At 61.1% G+C, this 24280-nt stretch carries 21 protein-coding genes; 4 read left to right on the top strand and 17 right to left on the bottom strand.

What is annotated here, in order from left to right:
- Positions 1-193: 193 nt before the first annotated feature.
- The 3 genes from Q0G75_RS02575 to Q0G75_RS02585 all read right to left on the bottom strand — a co-directional run bounded on the left by Q0G75_RS02575 (position 194) and on the right by Q0G75_RS02585 (position 3449).
- Positions 194-994: a type III pantothenate kinase gene (locus Q0G75_RS02575; RefSeq protein ID WP_294414748.1), complete on the bottom strand. Its 801-nt coding sequence runs from the start codon at positions 992-994 to the stop codon at positions 194-196.
- Positions 994-2274, bottom strand: coding sequence for a branched-chain amino acid transport system II carrier protein (brnQ, locus tag Q0G75_RS02580; protein ID WP_294414749.1), 1281 nt, complete (start codon positions 2272-2274; stop codon positions 994-996). Before brnQ ends, Q0G75_RS02575 begins: the two co-directional genes overlap by 1 nt.
- Before the next feature lie 137 nt (positions 2275-2411).
- On the bottom strand, positions 2412-3449 hold the full coding sequence (locus Q0G75_RS02585) for a glycosyltransferase family 2 protein (protein ID WP_294414750.1): 1038 nt from the start codon (positions 3447-3449) through the stop codon (positions 2412-2414).
- A 210-nt stretch (positions 3450-3659) separates the two neighbouring features.
- On the opposite strand from Q0G75_RS02585, the gene pta reads away from it, so the two are divergent.
- A complete protein-coding gene (gene pta, locus Q0G75_RS02590) occupies positions 3660-4667 on the top strand; it encodes a phosphate acetyltransferase (protein ID WP_294414751.1) in 1008 nt (335 codons plus the stop codon).
- A 483-nt stretch (positions 4668-5150) separates the two neighbouring features.
- Here pta and Q0G75_RS02595 read toward each other — a convergent pair whose 3' ends face one another.
- From Q0G75_RS02595 to rnd, 5 genes are all read right to left on the bottom strand, one after another.
- The gene (locus Q0G75_RS02595; protein WP_294414752.1) at positions 5151-6365 is read right to left on the bottom strand and encodes an acetate kinase; all 1215 of its coding nucleotides are present in this window, start codon (positions 6363-6365) and stop codon (positions 5151-5153) included.
- Between the two features lie 106 nt (positions 6366-6471).
- Positions 6472-6726, bottom strand: a complete 255-nt coding sequence (xseB, locus tag Q0G75_RS02600; RefSeq protein WP_294414753.1) for an exodeoxyribonuclease VII small subunit — start codon at positions 6724-6726, stop codon at positions 6472-6474.
- A 2-nt stretch (positions 6727-6728) separates the two neighbouring features.
- A complete protein-coding gene (gene xseA / locus Q0G75_RS02605; RefSeq protein WP_294414754.1) occupies positions 6729-8405 on the bottom strand; it encodes an exodeoxyribonuclease VII large subunit in 1677 nt (558 codons plus the stop codon).
- Between the two features lie 4 nt (positions 8406-8409).
- Positions 8410-9072, bottom strand: coding sequence for a zinc metallopeptidase (locus tag Q0G75_RS02610; RefSeq protein ID WP_294414755.1), 663 nt, complete (start codon positions 9070-9072; stop codon positions 8410-8412).
- Positions 9073-9292: 220 nt separating this feature from the next.
- Positions 9293-10462, bottom strand: coding sequence for a ribonuclease D (gene rnd, locus Q0G75_RS02615; protein ID WP_294414756.1), 1170 nt, complete (start codon positions 10460-10462; stop codon positions 9293-9295).
- 53 nt (positions 10463-10515) lie between these two features.
- On the opposite strand from rnd, the gene Q0G75_RS02620 reads away from it, so the two are divergent.
- Positions 10516-11424: a diacylglycerol kinase family protein gene (locus Q0G75_RS02620; protein ID WP_294414757.1), complete on the top strand. Its 909-nt coding sequence runs from the start codon at positions 10516-10518 to the stop codon at positions 11422-11424.
- Between the two features lie 166 nt (positions 11425-11590).
- Here Q0G75_RS02620 and Q0G75_RS02625 read toward each other — a convergent pair whose 3' ends face one another.
- Positions 11591-12400 carry a TerC family protein gene (locus Q0G75_RS02625; protein ID WP_294414758.1) on the bottom strand — a complete coding sequence of 270 codons (810 nt, stop codon included), beginning with the start codon at positions 12398-12400 and terminating at the stop codon, positions 11591-11593.
- A gap of 314 nt (positions 12401-12714) precedes the next feature.
- On the opposite strand from Q0G75_RS02625, the gene Q0G75_RS02630 reads away from it, so the two are divergent.
- The gene (locus tag Q0G75_RS02630) at positions 12715-13482 is read left to right on the top strand and encodes a hypothetical protein (protein ID WP_294414759.1); all 768 of its coding nucleotides are present in this window, start codon (positions 12715-12717) and stop codon (positions 13480-13482) included.
- Positions 13483-13493: 11 nt separating this feature from the next.
- Positions 13494-13841, top strand: a complete 348-nt coding sequence (locus Q0G75_RS02635; protein ID WP_294414760.1) for a nitrous oxide-stimulated promoter family protein — start codon at positions 13494-13496, stop codon at positions 13839-13841.
- A 291-nt stretch (positions 13842-14132) separates the two neighbouring features.
- Here the strand turns inward: Q0G75_RS02635 and Q0G75_RS02640 are convergent, their stop codons facing one another.
- The 8 genes from Q0G75_RS02640 to Q0G75_RS02675 form a co-directional block, all read right to left on the bottom strand.
- Positions 14133-15104 (bottom strand): tyrosine recombinase, encoded by a 972-nt coding sequence (locus Q0G75_RS02640; protein WP_294414761.1) that lies wholly within the window; start codon positions 15102-15104, stop codon positions 14133-14135.
- Positions 15094-16482 carry a methylenetetrahydrofolate--tRNA-(uracil(54)-C(5))-methyltransferase (FADH(2)-oxidizing) TrmFO gene (gene trmFO / locus Q0G75_RS02645; protein WP_294414762.1) on the bottom strand — a complete coding sequence of 463 codons (1389 nt, stop codon included), beginning with the start codon at positions 16480-16482 and terminating at the stop codon, positions 15094-15096. Before trmFO ends, Q0G75_RS02640 begins: the two co-directional genes overlap by 11 nt.
- Before the next feature lie 29 nt (positions 16483-16511).
- Complete coding sequence (gene dprA / locus Q0G75_RS02650) at positions 16512-17489, bottom strand: DNA-processing protein DprA (RefSeq protein ID WP_294414763.1); 978 nt, start codon at positions 17487-17489, stop codon at positions 16512-16514.
- A complete protein-coding gene (locus Q0G75_RS02655) occupies positions 17486-18976 on the bottom strand; it encodes a YifB family Mg chelatase-like AAA ATPase (protein ID WP_294414764.1) in 1491 nt (496 codons plus the stop codon). The genes dprA and Q0G75_RS02655 overlap by 4 nt, the downstream gene beginning before the upstream one ends.
- Positions 18973-19431, bottom strand: a complete 459-nt coding sequence (locus Q0G75_RS02660) for a YraN family protein (RefSeq protein WP_294414765.1) — start codon at positions 19429-19431, stop codon at positions 18973-18975. Before Q0G75_RS02660 ends, Q0G75_RS02655 begins: the two co-directional genes overlap by 4 nt.
- 585 nt (positions 19432-20016) lie before the next feature.
- A complete protein-coding gene (locus tag Q0G75_RS02665) occupies positions 20017-20796 on the bottom strand; it encodes a ribonuclease HII (RefSeq protein ID WP_294414766.1) in 780 nt (259 codons plus the stop codon).
- 336 nt (positions 20797-21132) lie between these two features.
- Entirely contained in the window at positions 21133-21480 is a 348-nt protein-coding gene (gene rplS / locus Q0G75_RS02670) for a 50S ribosomal protein L19 (RefSeq protein WP_042433961.1), read from the bottom strand.
- Between the two features lie 123 nt (positions 21481-21603).
- Positions 21604-24279 (bottom strand): valine--tRNA ligase, encoded by a 2676-nt coding sequence (locus Q0G75_RS02675; protein ID WP_294414767.1) that lies wholly within the window; start codon positions 24277-24279, stop codon positions 21604-21606.
- Position 24280: the final 1 nt, after the last annotated feature.

Here is a 24280-nt window from a genome sequence, read left to right on the forward strand (position 1 = left end):
CAACCTTGACTCAAACAGTCGAATGGTACCATTGGGAAACTTTGGTAGCCAGAGCAAACTATAAGATATCGATTATTGTTACATAAGACTAATCTATAGCGCCAAAATAGCCCGGCGCATGCCGGGCTTAGCTATTCGATATCTATTCGCTTGTCGCAATGCCGCTTGCCATGCAAGCGCGTCAGAAGGAGCGCTAGCGAGCCTTCCTGTTCTTCTCGTGCAACAAGATCAACCCTTTGAGCGTGAGCTGATCATCGGCAGCCTCGATGCGTCGGGAAAGCCCGGCCATAGCCTGGGCATCGTCTCCGGTGGCGACAACGCGCGTTTCGTAGCCGAGTTCGTCCCAAACCGCCTGGATCAGGCCATCGATACGGGCAACTTCGCCGATGACGATTCCCGCCTGCATGGCATCGCGCGTGGATTTGCCGATGACGCTCCGGGGTGTATGCAGCCCGATAACAGGGAGCTGGGCCGCGGCGTCCGCCACCGCACGCGCAGCCAAACGCAGGCCTGGAGCGATAAGCCCACCCTGCACGACACCCGCGTCATCGATGACCTCAAGCGTGGTTGCCGTCCCAAAGTCGACGACGATGAGCGGGAACCCGTAGAGCTGTTTTGCGGCAACGCAATCCGCCACACGATCGGCGCCGAAATCCGCAGGGCTGTTCAGATGCAGCTTCAAACCGGATTTCAAGCCCGGCCCCACCACCAAGGGGCGCGCGCCGCAAAGGGCATGCAAAGCTTCGACCCAAGCGTCGGTAAGCCCGGGGACAACGGAGGCCACGATGGCATCGCGCACCTTCGCATCGCAGCCCCGAACCTGCAAAAACGACGCCACGCACATAAGCGCTTCATCGGCGGTGAGGCAATCGGGGGTGGTCACGCTCCAGGTGGATGCAAGGCCCCCTTCGCAGGCTAGCCCGAGGTTGGTAACGGAATTCCCCACATCGACTGCGAGGATGTAACCCGATCCGCTTCGGCCCGAACGCACCATTATGCGACCGCCTTGCTCCCCTTGGACACCTTGAACGCGACCGCGCCGAGGATGCCTCCGACGATAGCGAACGGCAGCCAGCTAAAGCCCAGATCGGTGAAGGGAAGCTGCTTGATAGCAGGCAGCACGCCATAAGTGTCGTCGATAGTGGCGAGCAAGCTGATGACGAACGCACCGAAGGCAGCGCCCTTGATCGGCCACGTGGAGCTCAGCCGCTTCTTGAACAGCAACATGACCAAACACACCATGAACGGCGGGCAGACGACGGATAGAATCGGAGCGGCAAATGCCACGATGGCGTTCAAACCCAGGTTGCAGATGGCGACAGACATCAAAACGGTAACGACGACGCCGACGCGATACGAGATCTTTCCGTGCGTGGTACGCTCGAAGTACGATGCCGAAGCACCGGTAAGGCCGATTGCGGTGGTCAGGCACGCTAGCCCGACGATGATGCCGAGGATGATCACGCCGGTATTGCCGAGCAGATGCTTGGTGATCTCCACGATAAGCGTGGAGCGGTCCATGCCCGCGCCGAAGGCAAGCGCGCTTGAAGCGCCCAAGTAGGTCAAGCCGCCGTAGATCACGGCTAGAAGGATGCCAGCCACAATGCTTGCGCCAGCGATAACCTTGAGCTGATCTTCTCGACGCGTATAGCCCGCGGTGCGCACGGCATTTTCCATAACGATGGCGAAGCCCACGCACGCAAGCACGTCCATGGCCTGATAGCCGGCCAAGATACCGTCTTGTGCGGGATGCTCGGAAAGCGGGGCCCCGATATCGCCGAGCGGGTACACGATGCCGGTGATGATGATCACGAACACGCAAAGCACTAGAAGCGGGGTGAGCACCTTGCCGATGATGGTGACCACGCGCGTTTGGCGAATGGACAGCGCGAGCACCACCGCGAAGAACAGCACGGAGAACAGCAGCATGCCCATGGAATCGCCGAACAACGGCACAATGGACATCTCGTAGGTGGTGGCCGCCGTGCGCGGCTCAGCGATGATCATGCCGGTGCAAAGGATCACGGCGGTGTTGAGCACCAAACCGGGAACCTTGCCCAATGAACTTTCAACAGCCACGTTCGCACCGCCGCCGGCGTTGAGCGCGAAGATGCCCAGGCAAGAAAACGCCACGTCGATCAAGATGAAGCACAAAAATCCGATAACCCAATCGGTTCCGCTTTCCATACCCAAAAACGGCGGGAAGATAAGGTTTCCGGCACCGAAGAACATGGCGAACAGCGCCAGTCCGATGACCACAGTGTTTTTCTTCAAGAATGCTCCTTTATGGAATTGCGTCCGAAGTATCCATTATGCCGCAATCCACCAGAAAAAAGAAGCCGGCAACTCGCCGCAATGCCGGATCGTAGCAACGAAAAAGACCTGCACGAGCAGGCCTTTTCCCTTGATGCTTAATTGAATTTGAAAATCCTCTGGGCGACATGGTAGCCGGTGATGCCGATCTTGCGCCCCAGATTCGTGGGCAGATTCGTGCCCATATTCAACACGCTGTGCCTCACGCGGCGGTACACGTCGGAGTTGTTCTCCTTCAGATAGCGCCAAATCGCATCGCGCTCATCCTCGGCGTCGACGGTGTTGATCATGCGCAGGAAGATGCTGCAGATGCACATCATCATGGACAGATAGTTCTCCATGTAGCGCTCCAGGCGCTTCTCGGGAACATCGCCGGGAAGCTGCACGGCGTCGATCATGATGCGCGTGACGCGCAGCTGCTGGTCGATGCGGCCCATCATGACCGACTCGTTGACGCTTTGGTCGTCGCGGCCGATGAAGTAGCGGTACATGTCCACGTCAAGGTAATAGATGGTCTTGACGTGCGGCAGCGGCACGTATACGAAGATGTTATCAACGTAGAAGGTGTGCTTGGGCAGCTGAAGACCCATGCCACGCAGCAGCTCGGTGCGGTAGATGACCGAGTGCATAAGCAGGTATTGGCTGGGGTTGAAATGCCCTACCTCGGACCAACCGAACTCGCGCCCCTCGGGGAACACGTTGCGGTAATGCATGATGGTGCGCGTGCTCTCGTGCACCTTCTCGTACACGTAATTGGCGATGACCAGATCGGTCGGAGCGCTGCGCCCGACTTGGCTGCGCACATATGCCATGACATCTTCCATAGCACGGCGATCAAGCCAATCATCGGAGTCGACCACCTTGAAGTACAAACCCGAAGCGTTCGCCAAACCGGTGTTCACCGCTTGCCCATGACCGCCGTTCTCCTGGTGGACGGCCTTGATGATGCCCGGATGAAGCTCCTCCCAGCGATCGGCCTTTTCCGCGGTGTCGTCTTTGACCGACCCATCGTCGACGATGATGATCTCGATGTCATCGCAGCCCTTATCGCCCCCGCATGCAAGGATGGACTCGATGCACTTATCCATATATGCCGCGGAGTTATAGCACGGGATGGCGAAGGTGATGCTTTTCATGCCTGTCCTTTCCTGGAAACAACGGCGCGGATGCGGTTGGAAAACGCCGCCGTTCATATGGTCCGCCCGCCATTTTACCGGTAGAGAGGCGCACTGCCGTCCCCCGCGGGTACAATATGGATAAAATCCAAGTGAACCGCTCGGGCGCAGCCGAAACCAAGCGCAACCCGCAAGACCGCGCCCGACACATCGCGAAGAAAGGGTACGAACATGAGCTCGTTTTTGGACACCATGCTTGAGCGCGCCAAAGCCGACAAGCAGACCATCGTGCTACCCGAGGGCGACGACCCGCGTACGCTCGAAGCAGCCGAGACCATTCTCGCCCAAGGCGTCGCAAACCTGATCATCCTGGGCAACGTTGCCGCCATCAAGGAATCCGGCCGCGCGCTCGAAGGCGCCACGCTGATCGACCCGCAGGACTCCGATCTGCACAACGAGTTCGCGAACACCCTGTACGAGCTGCGCAAGCACAAGGGCATGACCCTCGAGCAAGCCGCCGAGAAAGTGCGCGACGTGCTGTTCTTCGGCGTGCTCATGGTGAAGACCGGCCGTGCCGACGGCATGGTCTCCGGCGCATGCCACTCTACCGGCGACGTGCTGCGCCCCAGCCTGCAGATCCTCAAAACCGCCCCGGGCGTGAAGCTGGTCAGCAGCTTCTTCATCATGGTAGTGCCCAACTGCGAGTACGGCCAGAACGGCACGTTCCTGTTCAGCGACTGCGGCCTGGAGATCCAGCCCACCGCCGAGAAGCTCGCGCACATCGCCGTAAACTCCGCGCAATCTTGGAAAACCCTTATCGGCACCGAGCCTGTAGTGGCCATGCTCTCCCACTCCACCTACGGTTCCGCCAAAAACGACGACGCGAACAAGGTGGTCGAGGCTGCCGCCATCGCCCGCGAGCTGGCACCTGAGCTGGCGCTCGACGGCGAGCTGCAGGCAGATGCCGCCATGGTGCCCTCCGTAGGCGCGTCGAAGGCCCCCGACAGCAAGGTGGCCGGCAAGGCGAACTGCCTGATCTTCCCCGACCTTGACGCGGGCAACATCGGCTACAAGCTGGTGCAGCGTCTGGCGCACGCCGAGGCCTTCGGCCCGGTCACCCAGGGCATCGCGGCCCCGGTAAACGACCTGTCCCGCGGCTGCACCGCACATGACATCGTGGGTGTCATCGCCATCACGTGCGTGCAGGCCCAGGCGAAGAAGGCCGCCGACGCCCAGTAGTCGAAGCCGGCCCGAAAGCGCTCAAGCAATCGGAACCTAACACCCGAAACCGAAACGCCCTGCTTCCCGAACCGATCACGATGTTCAGGAAGCAGGGCTTTCTTGTCGAATGCGCTGAGACAATCAAGAACCCCCCCCCCGCATCCTCTTGGCCCGCAAACCTCGCCAATCTCGCAGACCTTAATGGCATCAATGCTGTCATTAAGGTCTGAATCCGTCTTCGAAGCCGAGAGCACCTCCATGGACCCAAGCAAGCCTGTCAAAATTTCAACGCGGCTCGAGACAGCATTGCTCACGATATGCAGCCCATGCCCGCAAACCGGCGAAACAGTCTGTTAGTCGTCATCTCAAATCGAGCCGCGACATCAACGCGCGACACCCGCCCATACTTGACATAGCAAGCCAAAAGAAAAGCCCTCTCTCGAGGGCTTTTCTGCGTTGCGGATAACGCAGCGCTTTGCTGCTATGGGACAACCGGACGGCTTACGGCTGGATGCCGACCATCTGGTCATGCACGATCTCGTAGGTGTCGCGGGCGATCATGTACTCCTCGTTGGTGGGGATAATGATGATCTGCACCGCGGAATCATCGGTGGAGATGATGCGCTCGAAACCGCGATGACGGTTCTTCTCCTCGTCGAGCACGATGCCCAAAGGCTGGAGGCCGGAGAAGATCATGCGGCGCATCTTGTCGCAGTTCTCACCTACGCCGGCGGTCAGCACGATGGCGTCCACGCCGCCCATGACGGCGATGTACTGGCCGATGTACTTCTTAACCGAGTTGGAGAACATGTCATATGCCAGCATAGCGCGCTCGTTGCCCTCTTCCGAGGCCGTGCGCACGCTGCGCAGGTCGTTGGACACGCCGGAGATGCCGAGCAAGCCCGACTGCTTGTTCATGAGGTTGTTCATTTCCTCGGCGGTCAGGTTCTCATGATCCATGACGAACGGCACGATGGCCGGGTCGATGGCACCGCAGCGGGTGCCCATCATCAAGCCGTCAAGCGGCGTGAGACCCATGGAGGTGTCCACGGCCACGCCATGGTCGATAGCGGACGCTGAGCAACCGTTGCCCAAATGCAGCGTGATGAGCTTCAGGTCCTCAAGGGGCTCGTCAAGCACCACGGCGGCACGCTCGGAGATGTAGCGATGCGAGGTACCATGTGCGCCGTACTTGCGGATGGCATACTTCTCGTACAGCTCGTAGGGCAGCGGATACATGTACGCCTTCGGAGGCAACGTGGTGAAAAACGAGGTATCGAACACGGCCACCATGGGGATGCCCGGCATGTGTTTCATGCAAGCATGGATGCCCATGAGCGCCGCACCGTTGTGCAACGGCGCCAGTTCGGCAAGCTCATCGATCTTCGCGATGACCTCATCGTCGATGAGAACGGAACGATCGAAATATTTGCCGCCCTGCACGATACGGTGACCGACCGCATCGATCTCGGAAAGCGAGGAGATCGCGGCACCCTCGCCCGAGACCAGGGATTCAAGCACGAGCGCCATAGCGTCGTCATGGTTCGCCATCTTAGCGTCGATGACCACTTCGTTATCGTCAAGACCGTGCTTGTGGAACGCCTCGGCAGAACCGACGCGCTCGCAAATGCCCTTGGCCATGAGCGTATGCGTTTCAACATTGATAAGCTGGTACTTCAGCGAAGATGAACCCGCATTGATAACCAAAACGTTCAACGGCCTGCCTCCTTACACAAAAGATTTCGAGCCATCATTGTAGTGGCAAAACACGCAACACGTCGCCGCAAGCGGCGCCCGCGCTGCACTCTGTCGGCAAGCGGCGCTACGAAAGCGTGGTGTCGCGCTGCTCGTCCGATACCTCCGGTTCAAGCTGGCCCATGAGCACGTCGACCTTCTGCTGCGCCGTGGCCAGGCGGCCCTGAAGCGCGCGCAGCAGCGCAACCCCGCGCTCATAGCTGGCAAGGCTGTCCTCTAGCTCAAGCGTATTGGATTCCAAAACGCCGACGATACCGTCAAGCTCGGCCATGGCCTCACGAAAGGTCAGGTCCTCGACCGGTTTCAAACTTTCATTGCCCATATTCATGATTCCTTCCCTATAGGGCCGTCTTCATCAGCACGCCGGACCCCCGACACGCTGCACTCGATCACGCCGTCAGATACCGTCACATCAAGCGACTGCCCTGTGTGGGCTTGCTCGACCGACTTCACCACACCGCCGTCGCCATCGCGGGCGATCGAGTAGCCTCTGCCGAGAACCGCCAGCGGCGACAGCGCGTCAAGCTGCGCAGCCGAAAGGCCCGCTTGCCGGCGAAACGGCTCGAGCAGCTGGCGGCCCGAAGCAAGCAGACGTCGCTGCTCGTTGTCAAGCACCGCGCGTTCCCGCTCGCAAGCCTGGGGCAACGCGCGCAGCAGCCGCTCACGTCCCCGCTGCGTTTGCGCCGCCGGAGCGACGACCACCTGCGAAAGCGCGCGCGTCAAACGTTCGCGCTGGCGTTGCACGGCTGTTGCATCGGCGGTCAAGGCGTTGGGAAGCGCCGCGCCCAAGCGTTCGCGCAGCCGATCGACCTGAGCGCGATCGCGGTCCAAGCTGGCGGGCAGCGCCCTTGCCAGCCGGTCGGCAAACAAATCCACTCCTTGCGAGGAAGCCGCGAGCAAAGCATTAGGGTCGCAAAAGACCGGCCGGCTTGCGATGCGCCCGACCTGCGCCGCGCCGCCATCAAGAGCACGCTGGACGCAGGCATCCAGGCTGCCTCGACGCGCGCGGAACAGCGCATCAAGGTTCTCGCGAGCAGGACTCACCGCCTCGGCAGCGGCAGTAGGCGTTGAGGCGCGCACATCGGCGACCATGTCGGCGATGGACGTATCGGGTTCGTGCCCGATGCCCGTGACCACTGGAACGGGACATTTGACGATCATGCGGGCCAAGAACTCGTCGTTGAACGGCATAAGGTCCTCGTACGACCCGCCGCCGCGCACCACCAGCACCACTTCGGCGCCGGCATGGACTACAGCGCGCATGCCCTCGACGATGCCGGCCGGGGCCTGCGGGCCCTCCACCGCCACACCGGAGAACAGCACCCGCGCCACAGGGAAACGGCGGCGCAGCGTGCGCAGCACATCGTGCACCGCATCGCCGCGCGGACTGGTGACCAGGCCGATGGTAAGCGGATATGCAGGCAAAGGCAGCTTTCGCGCGGGGTCCGCAAGGCCTTCTGCGGAAAGCTTCCGCGCTAGGTTGGCCACCTGCAGCCTCAGCTGGCCCTCTCCCACCGGCGCCAACGAGAACACGTCGAAGTTCATGCGCCCTTTCGCCGCATACAGCGTGAACCTGCCCGTCAGCTCCACCAGCTGGCCGACCGCCACCTGCACGCCGGCGGCGCGGAAACGGTTGTTCCACATCATGCACGGAAGGCTTGCCGACTTATCCTTGACCGTGAAGTACACGGCCTTGTACCCGGGCTTGTTCGACAGCTCGGAGATCTCGCCGACCAGGCGCACTGTCACGCCTTCGAGCGCCCCTTTCGCCAGCTGCATGGCGGCTGATACCGATAAGGCGCGCGAACCCGATTCCCGCGTTGCCGCTCCCCCGATTCGCGAAGCCGCATTCGCACCCGCCGCCTTATGCGCGCCGAAGGCCGCTGCGCATGCGCGGGCGGCCTCCTCGGCGTTTCGCGCCGGCCCCGAGGAAGCACCCGAGCTAGCAAAAGCGCCGCGGTGTCCTCCCGCGGCGCCGTTATATGATCGATCGTAGGCCACGTTGCTACTCGTCGCGAGACTGCAGCAGCCACAGCAGCTGCAGGATGGACGTCAAAGCAGCGGCAACGTAGGTGAGCGCGCAGGCGCGCAGCACGGAATACGCGCCGCCCTGCTCGGCCTGCGTGATGCCCTGGGTCTTCAGGTAGGCAAGGCCGCGGCGCGACGCATCGAACTCGACGGGCAGCGTGACCAGCTGGAACAACACCACAACGGCGTACATGATGATGGCAAGCGTGGTAAGGCCGGAAAGCTGCATGAAGATACCGAACATCAGCAGGAACACCCAGGCATTGGAAGCGAAGTTCACCGCCGGCACCAGTGCGCCGCGGATCTTCATGGGAGCATACCCCTGCGCGAACTGGATGGCGTGCCCGGCCTCGTGGCATGCCGTGGCCACGGCCGTGATGGAGGTCCCGCCGAACGCATCGGGGTCCAGGGTGATGGAATTGTTACGCGGGTCGAAGTGGTCCTGCTGCGGGCCGCCGCGATAAACCTGCACGCCGTGGACGCCGTTTGCCGCCAGCATCATCTCGGCCATCTGCGCGCCGGTGACGCGCGTGGAAGAGGGAACGTGCAAATACTTGTTGATCTGGCGGTTCACGTACCACGACGCGCCCATGCCGATGACCATGGTGACGACGATCAGGCTCAAATAGCTCATGCTCATGTGGGTGATGCAACTCCTAACGAAAGCGTACGGCGCACGCCCTGCGCCCCGGGGCGAGGCGACAAGGCTGCGCGCTTGGTTAAACGAACCAAAAGTATACCGAAGCGAAACCCCATGCCCGCGGCTCCACGAATGTTACCGCGAAACGTTCGCAATCCGTTACCGGAAACGCATCGAGCCCGCCGCGTTCGCATTGCCGCACCGGGCGGCGACGCGCTAGCTACTCTTCGCCATCCAGGCGCGTGACGTGCAGATCGTGGCCGTTCAAGGACAGCACGAGCTTGCCCTCGAGCAGCTCGATGAGCTCCTCGCCCACCAGCGCCCGGCGCCATCCGCGCAACAGATCGATGCCCTGACGGTATCCGCGAGCCATACGCACCAGATCATCATGGCTGGCCAAGGTAGGGAACGCCACGCCGTTCTCCTTGGCGCGCAAGCGCACGAGCGCGCTCATAAGGTCGAGCGGTGCATCCACGTTGGGCTCGTTGCGGCCGCTGCGGTCGAGCTCAGGCCAGCTTTGCGGACCGGATTCCAGCGCCTTCTTCATAAGCCCGGCGACCGTTCGGGCATCGCGGGTGTTGAGCTTCTCGCGCATGCCTCGCACCATGAACAGCTCGTCGATGGTGCGGGCCTCGCGCTTGCACGCCTCCACGATCTGTTCGTCGGTGATGACCCACTTACGCGGCACGTTGCGCTTCTGCGCCGTGACCTCGCGCCATGCGGCAACCTCGCGCGCCGCCGCCAGCTGCTTGCGCGAAAGCTGGCCGACGCGCTTGAGCCTGCGGTAGCGCTCGCGCTCATCGGATTCGAAACGCGCAGGGTCGCACATCTCGGCGAACTCGGGGTCAAGCCAATGCAAGCGCCCCTGCTGCCCCAATTCCTGCTTCATATGCTCATACATGCGGGGAAGATAGATGACGTCGTCGGCGGCATAGCGCAGCTGGGATTCCGACAAGGGACGGCGCGACCAGTCGGTGAAGGAATCGACCTTCTTAAGCGCCACGCCGCACTCGGCGCCCACCAAAGCCCCGTAGCCGATCTGCTGCGTGTGCCCCAAAAGCGCCGCCGCCACCTGCGTGTCGAACAGCGGCTGCGGGAGCACGCCCACCTCGTGCCACAAGATCTCAAGGTCCTGCCCGCCGGAGTGCAGCACCTTCATGACGCCGGCATCCTCGAGCAGCGGGGCCAGCACATGCAGGTCCTCGATGCAAAACGGGTCGACCACCGCCACCTCATCATCGGTGGCGAACTGGATCAAGCACAGGCGCGCATAATAGGTCTTCTCGCGTAAAAACTCGGTGTCGATGGCAAGGACGCTTGAGCGGCGTGCTCGCTCGACGAACGCCTCCAGTGCTTCTTGATCTTCGATATACACCCGGTAATTCCTCACGTTCATATCGTTGTGCTTTATGATGTAAGAATACCGCAACGGAAGGGAAAACCGTGAAACTGCTTGTCATCAACAACCTGGCATCGGGATACGGCGAAGGAGCCATCTACGATTTCATGCGCAGCTTCGCCGCCGACGGCGACGAGATCTGCATGCGCTGCACCAACGGCACCACGCCGGTGGGCTCGCTGCTTGACGATGCGAAGGACTTCGATGCCGTGATCGCGGCCGGCGGCGACGGCACCGTTGCCACGGTATGCTATCTGCTGGCCAACACCGGCATACCCGTGCTGCCCTTCCCCGCAGGCACGGCAAACCTATTGGCCCTCAACCTTGCAAGCCCGCTCGAACCCCATGCTCTGGCGAAAATGGTGCGCGCCGGGCAAACCCTTGATTTCGACATGGGCGAGATCTGCGTTGATGGGCAGCGCTTCGGTTTCTCCATCATGGCCGGTGCGGGCTACGACGCCGTCATCATGCGCGGGGCGCAGCGCGGCAAACGCCTGCTCGGCCCCATGGCCTACCTGCAATCGGCCGTGGCCAACGCCATGCCGCAGCAATCCAAGTTCACGCTCACCTTGGACGGCAAACAGGTGCAAAGCGAAGGCCTGGGCGTGCTGCTGGTGAACTTCAGCAAAATCCAGTTCGATATCACGGTCACGCACGACAACAAGCCGCGAGACGGCGAGTTCGACGTGGTGGTCCTGAAGGCGAAAACCGCATTCGACCTGATACCGGCCGCTATCGCGGGCCTTTTGGACCGAGACGGCGAATTCCCCGACCGCACCGATGCGCTTGAGATCTTCCGCGCCAAAGAGGTCACGATCGAAGCCGACCCGGCTATGGAAGTGCAGTACGACGGCGAGGCCACCGGCCTCACCACGCCGTTTTCCGCGCGGATCCTGCCCAGGGCCACGCGCCTGTTCATCTCCGACGAAGGCTATTCGCAGTTCGCGCGCTAACACGATGGCGCAACGACAGCGGCCCCGCAGGCTCAAGGTCCGCGGGGCCGCTTTGTTTCAGGATCGCCGTCCGAATCCGCCGCGCGAATCCTTTACCGGCAAGTGCACCGTAGGCCGCGCACAGCGGCCGACGGTTGTTATTCAAGCTTGTATCGGCGCCGGCGGGCTAGCTGTTCAGCTGCTCGGTCTTGCGCTCTTCCTTCCACTTCGCCAGATTCGAGCTGTAGCGCATCTGGATAAGCTCCAGCACCACCGCGAACACCATGGCGCAGTACACCATGAGCTTCTCCATATGCATATCGAGCACCTCGATGCCGGAGTTGATGCCCAACGAATCGAAGAACAGCAGCAAGCCGATGACGGTGATGAACACCAGCGCCAAGATCTTCATCTCCGTATGCTTGTTGATGAAATCGGCGATGGCATCGATGAACACCATCATGATGATGATGGCGAAGATGACGGCCATGATCATGATGATCAGATGCTCGGCCAAGCCCACCGCGGTGATGACCGAGTCGATAGAAAACACCAGGTCCATGACCATGATGGTGACGATGGCCTGACCAAGGCCGATGCGATGCAGCTCCTTGTGCTCCTCGGAATGCTCGGCTTTCTCCTCGGTCAAGGCCAGCACATCGCGAAGCTCGTCGATGCCCTTATAAATCAGGTATGCGCCGCCCGCCAGCAGCACCAAGTCGCGCACGTTGAACGCATGCTGGAAAAAGCCCAGATCCAAAGTGAAGAGCGGCTTGGTCATGTGTACCAGATAGCTGGCGAAGCACAAGAAGATGCAGCGCGATATCATGGCGCCCAGCAAACCGAGCTTACGGCCGATATGCTGATGTTCGGGCGCCAGGCGGTTGGTGGTGATGGAGATGAACACGATGTTGTCCACGCCCAGCACCACCTCCAAAAACATCAGCGTCAACAAGCTGATCCAAGCTTCGGGCGTGGCGAAGATGGAAAAATCCATACGTTGCTCCTTTACGTCGTTTCGTCCGATCCGATGCGCGCCATTTCGCACGGTGCGCGGTTTACCCCGTCTCCTCGGATGAGCAGCGCAACAAAAAAAGACTCATGGCGCAACGCTTTGAAAACGTTGCGCCATGAGTCTTGCAATTTCAGGTACGCCAGACCGTTGCCGGCCACGATGTTGAACGCACCGCAGGTATGTCCTGCCAGCTACTCCCCCATGGGCATTCCGTAGGCTACCATGAGCGCCCCCACAGGGCAATGCTATACTTACCCACGCACACAAACCGACTAAAAACCGACAGGCAGGTACCCATGTCGTTATTTCATCGCCATACCGATTATTCCATCGAACAGGGCAATATACGCTATATGGACGGCTCAAGCCTGCTGCGCCCCATGGACATGCCGCGCAGCCAGCAGATAATCATGGCGGTCTTCGTCGTCATCGCCGTGATCATCGGCGTTCGCCTGGCGGCCGGGGCCATCACCGCGGTGAACGATTCGAACGCCCAAAGCCAAGCAAGCGTCGAGGAGAACCTCTCGCGTACCGTCAGCTACAACCTCCCCGTTCTCACGCAGATGGCGGATATGGACGACCAGGCCATTCTGGATTCGCTTGCGGCCGCGGGCTATACCGCGTACAACCAAACCGCGGAAGGCACCGCCGGTCTTGATCTGGTCAAACTTCCCGAAGATGTCACCGTGGCCGATGCCGCGGCCATGTACGCGAAGGGCGTGGGCAGCCTTTCAGCATCCCAAGCGGCCCTGCTGCTCAACGGCAGTTGGACGCTTACCGTCGACCGCTCCGATACCTTGACCATGGCAGTCAAATACGCCGACTTCTCGTCGAGCACGCTTGAAGCCGCTATCCAGGCAGCCGTGGCCGCCGAGGGATTCGAAGCCTCGAGCACGTCCATGGACACCGACGAGGTGGGCAACACCTTCCAAACCGGCACCGTCGATATCGATGATGTCACCTATACGTGGCGCGTCTCCGCGGCACCGCTGTCGGACAAATACGACATCAAGGGCCTGCCGAGCACCGCGGCGTACGTGGGCATCCGCCTGACGGCAATGTAGGGCGGCTCTCCGTGCAGCAAGACACCCCGAAGATCGCAAAGCGCCGGGTTCGCGAGGAAAAGACCATCTCGCAGATGGTGGCGCTGTATTGCGCTGGCAACCATGAGCCTGCCAGCAGGACCGAAACCGCCGTATGCGGCGAAGCCGTGTGCCCCCAATGCGCCCAGCTTGACGAATACGCGGCGTTGCGCACGCGCCGATGCCGCAAGATGCACGTGAAAACCAGCTGCGACGCCTGTGAGAACCACTGCTACAAGCCGGAAATGCGCGAGCGCATCCGCCAAGTGATGCGCTACAGCGGCCCCCGAATGATGACGAAGCACCCTATTGCCGCCATCAGGCACTTGCTAGGAAGATAACCGGAAACGACCATGCGATCGCATGGTCGTTTCCTTGTCTGCGAAGCGGAAGCACGACTCGGACATAACCGCCCCGAATGCGAACGGGACCCCATAACGGACGCCCATTCGCTAACATGCAGACCCCTTGCGCCCAAAGGAAACACGACTCAAGCGCCATGTACCAAGAGCAACCGAAACGGGCTGCATCGAAAACGATTGATGCAGCCCGTTAACCGTCCCCGTTGTGAGCTTTTCCGCACCCTGAAGATAGGAGACCCGCTCGAAAGCGGTCGCCCGCGAACAACTCACCTACCCCCTAGGATGCGCCCGATGGTGTTCAGCGCCTAAACGCTCGGGAGTGGTATGCGTGTAAATCTGCGTGGTGGATAAGCTTGCATGCCCGAGCATCTCCTGAACGCTGCGCAGATCCGCGCCGCCACCGAGCACATCAGTGGCGAAGGTGTGACGCAGATCATGCGGCGTGATGGTGGATGGAAGCCCCGCAGCGGCAAGCGCCTGCTTGAACATCTTGCGCATCGCATCGGTGCCCATTTGGTTACCGCGCGTCGAAACGAAGAAATACGGGCATTCCTTCTCCTTGACGAGCAAGGGTCGCGCGAACAGCAGATACGTGCGCATGCTCGAGAGCGCAAGGTCGTGCAAGGGCACGATGCGCTCCTTTGACCCCTTGCCGAGCACACGGCATTGGCCCTGATCAAAATCAACCGCGGAAAGCAATAGCCCCGAAGCCTCCGATATGCGCGCGCCGCACGCATACAGAAACTCAAGCAACGCCTGATTGCGCATCTCCGAAGGCGTGCGCTCATCGCGCCCTTGGGAATCAAGCCGTTTGCCGTATACGCCCAGCAGCGCGGCAACATCCTGAGGACGAAGGTGATGCGGCAGACGCTGCGGCTGCTTGGGACCCGAAAGCGCGCTTGCGGGGTCCTCGGACACGATGCCGTTGACGTTGAGCCACTGGAAGAAGGTTCGCACGGCAGACAGCCTGCGATTCACCGTGGCACGCGAGTACTGTGCCTGCTCAAGCTGGCTTAAGTAGCGGCGAAGCTGTCGGTGGCTAGGATGCAAGCCATCGATCCGGGAGCGCTTTGCCCAGCGCGCGTAATCGAGCAAGTCGATTCGATACGCGCGCAACGTGTTCTCGGAGGGGTTACGTTCGGTACGCCACGAGCCGATGAATCGCTCGATGGCCGAGAACACTTGCGCATCCACATCTTCCGGGGCCGTATCACCGCACGCGGCTTCGGCTTTACTCGTCATTCCCGACGGCTTCCCCCGCGCAGCCCAAAAGCCCGCAAGCGCGCAACTCGTCGCAATAACGCTCAAGAGCCTGCGTCCCGCGCTCGGCATAGGCCGCATAGCGCTGCCCTTTGTTGCGGATTCGCTGCTCAAGCGGCACCATGATGCCGAAGTTCACGTGCATAGGCTGATAATCGACCGTTTCGGGGCTGGTGGCGTATGCCAGCAATGCACCGAACGCCGTTTCCGTTGGCAGCTGCGGAGCCTTCACGCCGCCGAGCAGAGCAGCGACGTGAAGCGCCGCATGAAGCCCGGAACGGATGGCCTCGCAATAGCCCTCGGTGCCTGCCAACTGCCCCGCCACAAACACCGGCACATCAACGCCTCCCGCGCTGCGCAGCCGAAGCTCAGGCGTCAACAGCTTTGGGGCGTTGATGAACGTGTTGCGATGCATGACGCCATAGCGCGCGAACTCCGCTTGCTCCAAGCCCGGGATCATACGGAACACGCGCTTTTGCTCAGGGAACGTCAAGTTGGTTTGGAAACCCACCAGGTTATAGCTTTCCCCGTGAGCATCCTCTGCGCGCAGCTGCAACGCCGCCCACGGGCGCCTGCCCGTGGCGGGATCGGTCAGACCGACGGGCTTGAGCGTGCCGAAGCGAGGCGCATCGGCGCCCTTGCGGGCGATCTCCTCGATGGGCTGGCAGGCCTGGAACAGGTCGCGCGTTTCGAATTCACGGCGGATCACACGATCGGCGCCGACGAGCTGCTCGATGAACGCCTCGTATTCTTCGCGCGAAAACGGCGCGTTCAGGTAATCGCCCACCTGGCCGCCCGCATCCTCATAGCGGCTTTGACGGAACAGCTTGCCCATGTCCAGCGAATCGGCCATGATGATGGGAGCCGCCGCATCGTAGAACGCCATATGGTCCGACCCCGTGATCTGGGACAGCGATTCAGCCAAAGCATCGGAAGTCAACGGACCGGACGCCAGGATGACGGCATCGGCGCCTTCGCAGGCCTGCTGCACAGAGCGCACCTCCGCGTGCTCCAAGGAAATGCACGGGTGCTCCTGGATGCGCTGCGTAATCCGGCGGGCGAACGCCTCGCGATCGACCGCAAGAGCGCCGCCGGCCGCCACGGCGTTGTCAAGGGCGGCGGCATGCACCTGCGAGTCAAGCGCGGCAAGCTCGGCTTTCAGCATACCGGCCGCGCTTTCAGGCTTCGTGCTCTTCAGGCTGTTCGAGCAGACCAGCTCGGCGCACAGCCCGGTTTTATGCACGGGCGTGCCCTTTTCGGGACGCATTTCCACAAGGCGAACCGAGAACCCTCGGTCCGCTAGCTGCAAGGCCGCCTCGCTTCCTGCAAGACCGGCCCCGATGATTGAGATTCGTTGCATAGTTTCCATAGGCCATAGCATACCAGACGCTAGACCCGTGGCCCCCAACGCCCATCAGGATAACGCGCAAATGAACCTGCTTGCTCGCCTACCGCCAACCGCTCCATCAGCCAGGCGCGCGCATCCCGCTTGCCGCAGTGCTGGCACGCCAGTTCGAAGAGTTGCTCCATACCCAACGGCTCCGCCTGCAGCGCAGCCGTAATCGGGTCCGCAGCCACGCGGCTTGCGCCGCGGGCGCCCCTCGAGCCGGCCGACCCTGCTTCACCCCCTTTCCCGCTCAACTTATCAGCATCTTGCATCTTCAAGCAGCCGAACACGCTGAACAGCACATCGGAAAACGACTCATCGTCGACCACTGGAGCCGCGCCCTGCACGAGCAGGCGGTTCGCCCCCTTCGAGGAAGCCGAGTTGATGGCGCCGGGCACCACCAGCACGTCACGACCTGCCGCAAGCGCCTCGTCAGCGGTGGAGAAAGTCCCTGAAGGCAAACCGGCCTCCACGATAAGCGTCGCCCGCGCAAGTCCGGCGATAAGCCGGTTGCGCGTGCGGAACTGTTGAGGCAGGGCAGGTGTATCCCAAGCGTGCTCGGAAACCACCGCCCCACCGGAAAGCGCAATCCGCTCGAACAGGCCCGCATGCTCCCGAGGGTACGGGATATCGCAGCCGCCGCCTAAAAACGCCACCGTAGGCGCGCCTTCGGACAGCGCAGCCTCGTGCGCGGCAGCGTCGCAGCCCCGTGCGCCGCCGGATATCACCGCAATGCCCCGCTGCGCAGCAAGCCGCGCGAAGCGCTTCGCCGCGCCGATGCCGTAAGGCGTGGCCTTGCGCGCGCCCACCACGGCAAGGCCTTCCGTAAGCGCCTCGGGATCGCCCAGCACGTACAACCGCTTCGGCGGTCGCGGGATAACGCGTAAAGCAGCGGGAAACCTTGGGTCGTCGGGCAGCAACACCGTCCTCATACCTGCTAGCCGCATGCCTTGCCCCTCCGACCGCCCGATCGTCATCATGCGCCTCCTTCGCGCAACCGGAATCCCACCGCTTCGCATAGGTGATCTCGACCCACCTTGGGCACCTGCTCCATATCGGCGATGGTTCTCGCCAGCGCCAACGTGCGCATGATGGCGCGCCCGCTCATCGATCCAGATGCGGCCAACTTCTCCAGAAAGTCGCGATCAACTTCGCTCATCGCGCACGATTCGACCAACACCTCGGCTTGACGCGCGCGCTCATCCAAGCCCGTGGTGCTGCGGCGCCACGATGCGTATTCTCGAGCCGCAAGCACGCCTTCGCGAAGCTTCGCCGACGATGTTCCGTGCCCCGTCGAAAGCACCTGACCCGGCGGGATGCGTGCGACATCGATATGGACGTCGATGCGATCCATGAGCGGCCCGCCCACGCGTCCTTGATATTGATGCACCTGGCGCTGCGAGCAGGTGCACGTGCGCTCGGAGTCGCCGAAAAAGCCGCAGGGACACGGGTTGGCAGCCGCCACCAGCATGAATCGCGCAGGAAAACGAACGCTTCCATCAGCTCGCGTGACCACCACTTCACCGGCCTCCATGGGCTGACGGATACCTTGCAGCACCGAAGGCGCGAACTCGGGCAGCTCGTCCAAGAACAGCACCCCGTTATGTGCCAACGAAATGGCGCCTGGTCGCGGAGGCGAGCCCCCACCCACCAAACCCGCCAGAGTCGCGCAATGATGAGGCGCATGAAACGGCCTGATCCCCGCCAGCAGCGGCGCGGCATCCCGACCGGCAACGGAATGGATGACCGCCGCCTCAAGGGCCTCCGAGCGCGACAAAGGGGCCAAAATCGAGGGCAGGCGCGATGCCAGCATGGTCTTGCCGGAACCCGGAGGGCCCATCATAAGCAGACCATGGCCGCCGGCCGCCGCTATCTGAAATGCGCGCTTGGCCATGTCATGACCCGCGATGTCGCGAAAATCAAGTTCTTGGGGCTTTTCAGGCGCCAATGCGCCCCCAAGTTCAGCGAAGTCCCCACGACGCAGCTGCCCAAGCGATTCAATGACGCGCCGCCTTATGCCCTCTATCCGCCCCGCCCCGTTCTCAGCCGCGCTGACAAGGGCAAGGTCCTGTTGCTGGGCGCACAAGGCGTAGGCCAGCAAGCCAGCGATCGGCCGCACGGTTCCTTCCAAGGAAAGCTCCCCTGCGAACAGCACGCCGTCGAGCACGGCGGGATTCACTTGCCCCGTTGCGCACAGAAGGCCCACGGCTATGGGAAGGTCGAATCCCGACCCGGTTTTGCGCAAGGCACTTGGTGCAAGGTTTACCACCACTTTGCTGCTTGGCATGCTGAAGCCGCAAGCTCGCAATGCGGCTCGAACGCGCTCCCTCGATTCCTGCACCGAAGCATCGGCCATTCCAACGACCGAAAAGCCCGGCATCCCGTTGCTCACGCACACTTCGACCTCAACGGGAACCGCCCGTACGCCGCGCAACGTTGCAGCATGCACTACGCACGACGCGCTCATAACGACTCAGCCCCGAAGGCGTTGATGTAATGACGGATGGTGGCGTGCGCGTTGTCGGTAACGACCAGCGACATGACATCGAAGCGTACCTGCAGGTCTTGCACCTCGTATCTGCTTGTGAACAGCTCGGCGATTTTAAGGTACTTCCCGCGCTTTTTGCCGTCGACGGCTTCGCTGGGAAAGCCTTTCTCGGTACTTGATCGCGTCTTCACCTCGGCGAACACCAAGATATCGTCATCACGCGCGATGATATCGGCCTCACCAGCCTGGCACGTCCAGTTACGCGCGATGATTTCGTAACCGCGCGACACTAGGTAACGCGCCGCAACGTCCTCCCCCAAACGACCCAGACGCTTGTTATGCAAATTGGGCTGATTAGCAGCGCTCTCGGTGTCTTTGGAAGCCTGGTTTGCGCCTTGTTCGTCTTGTTGCTCTTCATGCCGCGGTTCGGCCATAGCGTGCTCCTTTCCTCGCTATGGCCCACCTTAACGACGTCATCTTACGCAACCCTTGTGCGAACCTTGCAGATAACACCGCGCAAGCTTACGAAGCCAGGAACGATAAGCCTTCGCAAGCTGCATCAATTCACACCAAATCAGGTGGCATGTATGCAAAGGCCCACCTTCGCCAAAGGCTTGCGGATAGAACAAAGCACGCCGACCGTCAAAAAGAACGCTCAGCGTTCGAACAGGTCCGAGCAGCAGCTCCATCGAAGCATGCATGACCAAGCAAATGCCAACGAGGCCCAAACTCGCACAGGAAGGGATTCGCGGGCATCCCTCAAACTCACCCCATGCTCCCTAGCTGCTATGAACCGATAGAGGAAGACCAGGAGGCCCCGTTCCCTTCCTAAAGCCGATGGGAAAGGAACGGTGCCTCCTTATTCGCACAAGCCAGGCTGGACGATCGCCGGCGGTCGATCTTTTATGGGCATTCACCGCCGCGATTCCTTATAGACGCTCAACGCCGCACGATCGCCTGCGAGCGGTCGCTGTCGCTGGATCGCTTAGCAATATCCGTGAACTCTGCAAGCGCTGCGATTAAAACAGGCTTTCCTGCGTGAACGCGTGGCAAAAGGACGCTCGATGAATCGGGCAAAGCCCATGGTCCTTGATGGCTTGGATATGCGCGACGCTCGCATAGCCTTTGTTGGACGAGAAATCATACTCGGGATACTGCCGGGCATACTCGCACATAAGCGCATCACGCTCGACCTTCGCCACAATGGATGCCGCAGCGATGGAAGCGCATTTCCCGTCGCCTTTCACCACGCTCACCTCTCGCGAGTCCATATGCAACGGATTGCCATCGAGCAGCACCGTATCGGGTTTCACACCAGCCGACTCCACTTCCGCAAGAGCAGCTCGAAACGCACGCAACAAGGATGCCGCCATCCCGTTGGCATCGATATCCTCAGGCGAAACGTATTGCACGGTCCAAGCAAGCGCAACCTCTTTGATGCGACGCGCAATGGCCTCGCGCGATTCAGGTTTGACCTGCTTGGAATCATTGAGTCCCGGGATGCGCGGCTGGTCCGGCAGCACCACGGCGCCGACCGCCAACGGACCCGCCAACGGACCACGGCCAACCTCATCAAGACCGACCACCAAGCCTCCCTGGGCGATATCGTTTTGGAAGTCATACATCCCCTCCAAGCGCGCAGCTTCCAGAGCCTCAGCGGCAAGTCGCCTTCGAGCCGATTCGACAGCCGCACGAACCCCCTTGCGTGTATCCGCGACCAACGACCGCTCAAGAACGGCGAACTCAGCTGCATCAGCAGCTTGCAGCTTCGATTTGATCTCAGCAACCGTTGGACCCATGGTTTCCTCTCCTGTATGGGGTTCATGAACGCATGACCGCCAGCGCCCCTGGTATAGAAACGGCCTATCTCGAAATCGCATTCGAAAACGCTCGATTTGCCTCCAGCGCAAGTACTTAACGCTTCTGCAGGCGATTGCTTCAACAAGCCATCCGACCTCGCTCGAACCAGCACAGGCGCCAAACAAAGGCTGAAACGATAACCTCTCGGAGCTTTCCCGTTTCAACCAATAAAGCTGAATCCAATAGCGAGCAAAGAGCGCGCGTTCTCGAATGAAAAAGAACCCCTCCTCCAATCGGATGAGGGGTTCTTGAAGTCGCAAATGCCGAATGTCGGCTTAGCGGAAGGACTTCTCCTTGATCTTGGCGGCCTTGCCCACCTTGTCGCGGAGGTAGTACAGCTTGGCGCGACGGACATCGCCCTTACGGGTGACCTCAATCTTGTCGATCTTCGGGGAATGCACCGGGAAGGTACGCTCTACACCGATGGAGAAACTGATCTTACGGACGGTGAACGTCTCGCGAACGCCATGACCGTGACGACGGATCACGTCGCCCTGGAACACCTGGATACGCTCACGGTTACCCTCGGTGATGCGATAGTGAACCTTGACGTTGTCGCCAACGTGGAATTCGGGGAGATCGGACTTGATCTGCTGCTGCTCGATTGCGCGAATGATATCCATTGCCTGTTCCTTCTTATATGTTCAGTAAAACCTTTACTTGTCACAAGACACGATTGGACAGTATACCGCCATTGCCCTTATCGTGCAAGTTTTTTGGTCCGCTAGCTGCGAATTCCTTCACAACTAACCAAGTTCGGCCAGCTGAGCCTCTACGCGGGCCAGCTGATCTTCGATCTCGGCAAGCTTGGCGCGGTCCTTCTCCACGATCTCAGGGGCAGCCTTTGCCAAGAAGCCCGGATTGGACAGCTTCTTGGAGAACTTGGCGGCATCGCCGGCCAGCTTCTTCTGCTCCTTGGCAAGACGGGTGCGCTCGGCATCGAAATCAACCATGCCGGTGAGCACGCTGTACACCTCGGCACCCTCGACCACCACAGCCGCGCTCTCGGCCGGCTTAGGCGCGCCAGCGGCAACCGTGAACTCGGACACACGAGCCATAACGGAGATTTGCGAGGAAAGCTCCTCGAGCACGGATACGTTCTCGGGCTGAGCGTTCACCACAACCGCAAGCTCCTGCTTGGGGCTGATGCCGTAGCGAGCACGCGTGGAGCGCACGGCGCCAACGACGCCGCACAGCATGCCGACCGCGCGCTCGGCGTCGGGATTGATCCAAGACGCAAGCGTCTCAGGCTCGGGCCAATCCGCGACCATAAGCGCCGGCTTCTCGCCCTCGGCCTTGGGGAGGTGCTCCCAGATAGCCTCGGTCACGAACGGCATGGCCGGGTGCAGCAAGCGAAGCGCATTGTCCAGCACGAACACCAGGTTGCGCTGCGTCTGCAGGCGCTCCTCGCCCTCAGCGCGCAGGCTGGCCTTGGAGAACTCGATATACCAGTCGCAAAACTCGTTCCAGAAGAAGTTGTGCAGTTCGCGCGCAACCTCGCCGAACTGATACGCGGACAGCCCCTCGGTGACAGCCTTGGACAGGCGGGCCAAGCGGCTGAAGATCCACGCATCAGCTTGGGTGCGGGCCACGGGCTCGCCAGGAGTGAAGCCCTCCAGGTTGCCGAGCACGAAACGGCTGGCGTTCCAGATCTTCGTGACGAACGAGCGAGCCTGCTCGGTACGCGGGCTGTCGATAAGCTCGCGGGTCTTCTTATCGATGTTGGCGTCGAAGCGAACGTCCTGGTTGTTGGTGACCAGCGTGAGCAGGTTGAAGCGCATGGCGTCGGCGCCGTACTTTTCAATAAGGTCCATGGGGTTGACGCCGTTGCCCTTGGACTTGGACATGCGGGTGCCGTCCTTGGCCAAGATGGTGGCGTATATGACCACGTCATGGAACGGAATCTCATCCAGGAAGTACGTAGAGGCCATGATCATGCGCGCAACCCACAGCGCGATGATGTCGCGGGCGGTGAACAGCGCGGCCGTGGGATGATGCCCCTTCAGAAGCTCCACGTTATCGGGCCAACCCTGCGTGGCGAAGGTCCACAGCTGGCTGGAGAACCAGGTGTCCAGAACGTCCTCGTCCTGGCGCACGTGATGGCCGCCGCACTTCGGACACACATCGACGTCCTCCATGAGTGCATCTTCCCAACCGCAATCCTCGCAGTAGAACACGGGGATACGATGGCCCCACCACAGCTGGCGGGAGATGCACCAGTCCTTAAGGTTTTCCATCCAGGTAAGGTAGGACTGCGTCCAGCGCTCGGGATGGAACTTGATGTTGCCGGAGGTGACGGCCTCGGTGGCCGGCCCCTTCAGCTTGTCGACGGCAACGAACCACTGCTCGGACAGCCACGGCTCCAATGCAGAGTCGCAACGATAGCAATGCATGACCGAGTGATGATGGTCCTCAACGTGATCGAGCAGGCCATGCTCCTCGAACCACGCCACCACGGCCTCGCGGCATTCCTCGCGGCTCATGCCGGTGAACTGGCCATAGCCTTCCACGACGTGCGCCGTCTCGTCGAAGATGTTGATCTTCTCCAAGCCGTGGCGCTCGCCCATGGCGAAGTCGTTGGGATCATGGGCGGGAGTGACCTTCACGAAACCGGAGCCGAAACCCGCATCGACGTAAAAATCGGAGAAAATGGGAATCTCGCGATCCATGATGGGCAGCATGACCTTCGCGCCCACGAACTTATCTTTGTCGTGGTCTTTCGGGGATACGGCAACGCCCGTGTCGCCCAGCATGGTTTCCGGACGGGTGGTTGCGACCACGATGTATTCCTGGCCGTCGATAGGCTCGACCAGCGGGTAGCGCAGATGCCACAGGTGGCCGTCTTCCTCTTTGTACTCGGCCTCATCATCGGCGATGGCCGTGGTGCAATGCGGGCACCAGTTCACGATGCGCTTGCCGCGGTAAATCAGATCGTCGTGATACCAATCGCAGAACACCTTGCGCACGCCCTTGGCGTAATCATCGTCCATGGTGAAGTGCGGATCGGAGAAATCAACGGAGCAGCCCATGCGTTTGACCTGCTCAACGATGAATCCGCCGTACTCATTGGTCCAGTCCCAGCACGCATCGATGAACTTCTCGCGGCCGATCTCGCGACGCGAGATGCCCTCGGCGGCAAGCTTCTTGTCCACCTTGGTCTGCGTGGCGATGCCAGCGTGGTCCGTTCCCAGGATCCAGCGCGTGGAGCGGCCGCGCATGCGGTTGAAGCGCACGAAGGTGTCCTGGATGGTGTCATCCATAGCGTGGCCCATATGCAGCTTGCCCGTGACGTTCGGCGGCGGGATGGTCACCGTGCAATCACCGACGCCGGCGCTGCGACGGTAGTAGTCGCCCTCAAGCCACTTGTCCAGCATGCGCTGCTCAACGGCGGCGGTATCGTAGGTTTTCGGCATTTCTTCCATG

This window comes from uncultured Senegalimassilia sp., from assembly GCF_934636665.1.
Classification (GTDB): Bacteria; Actinomycetota; Coriobacteriia; order Coriobacteriales; family Eggerthellaceae; genus Senegalimassilia.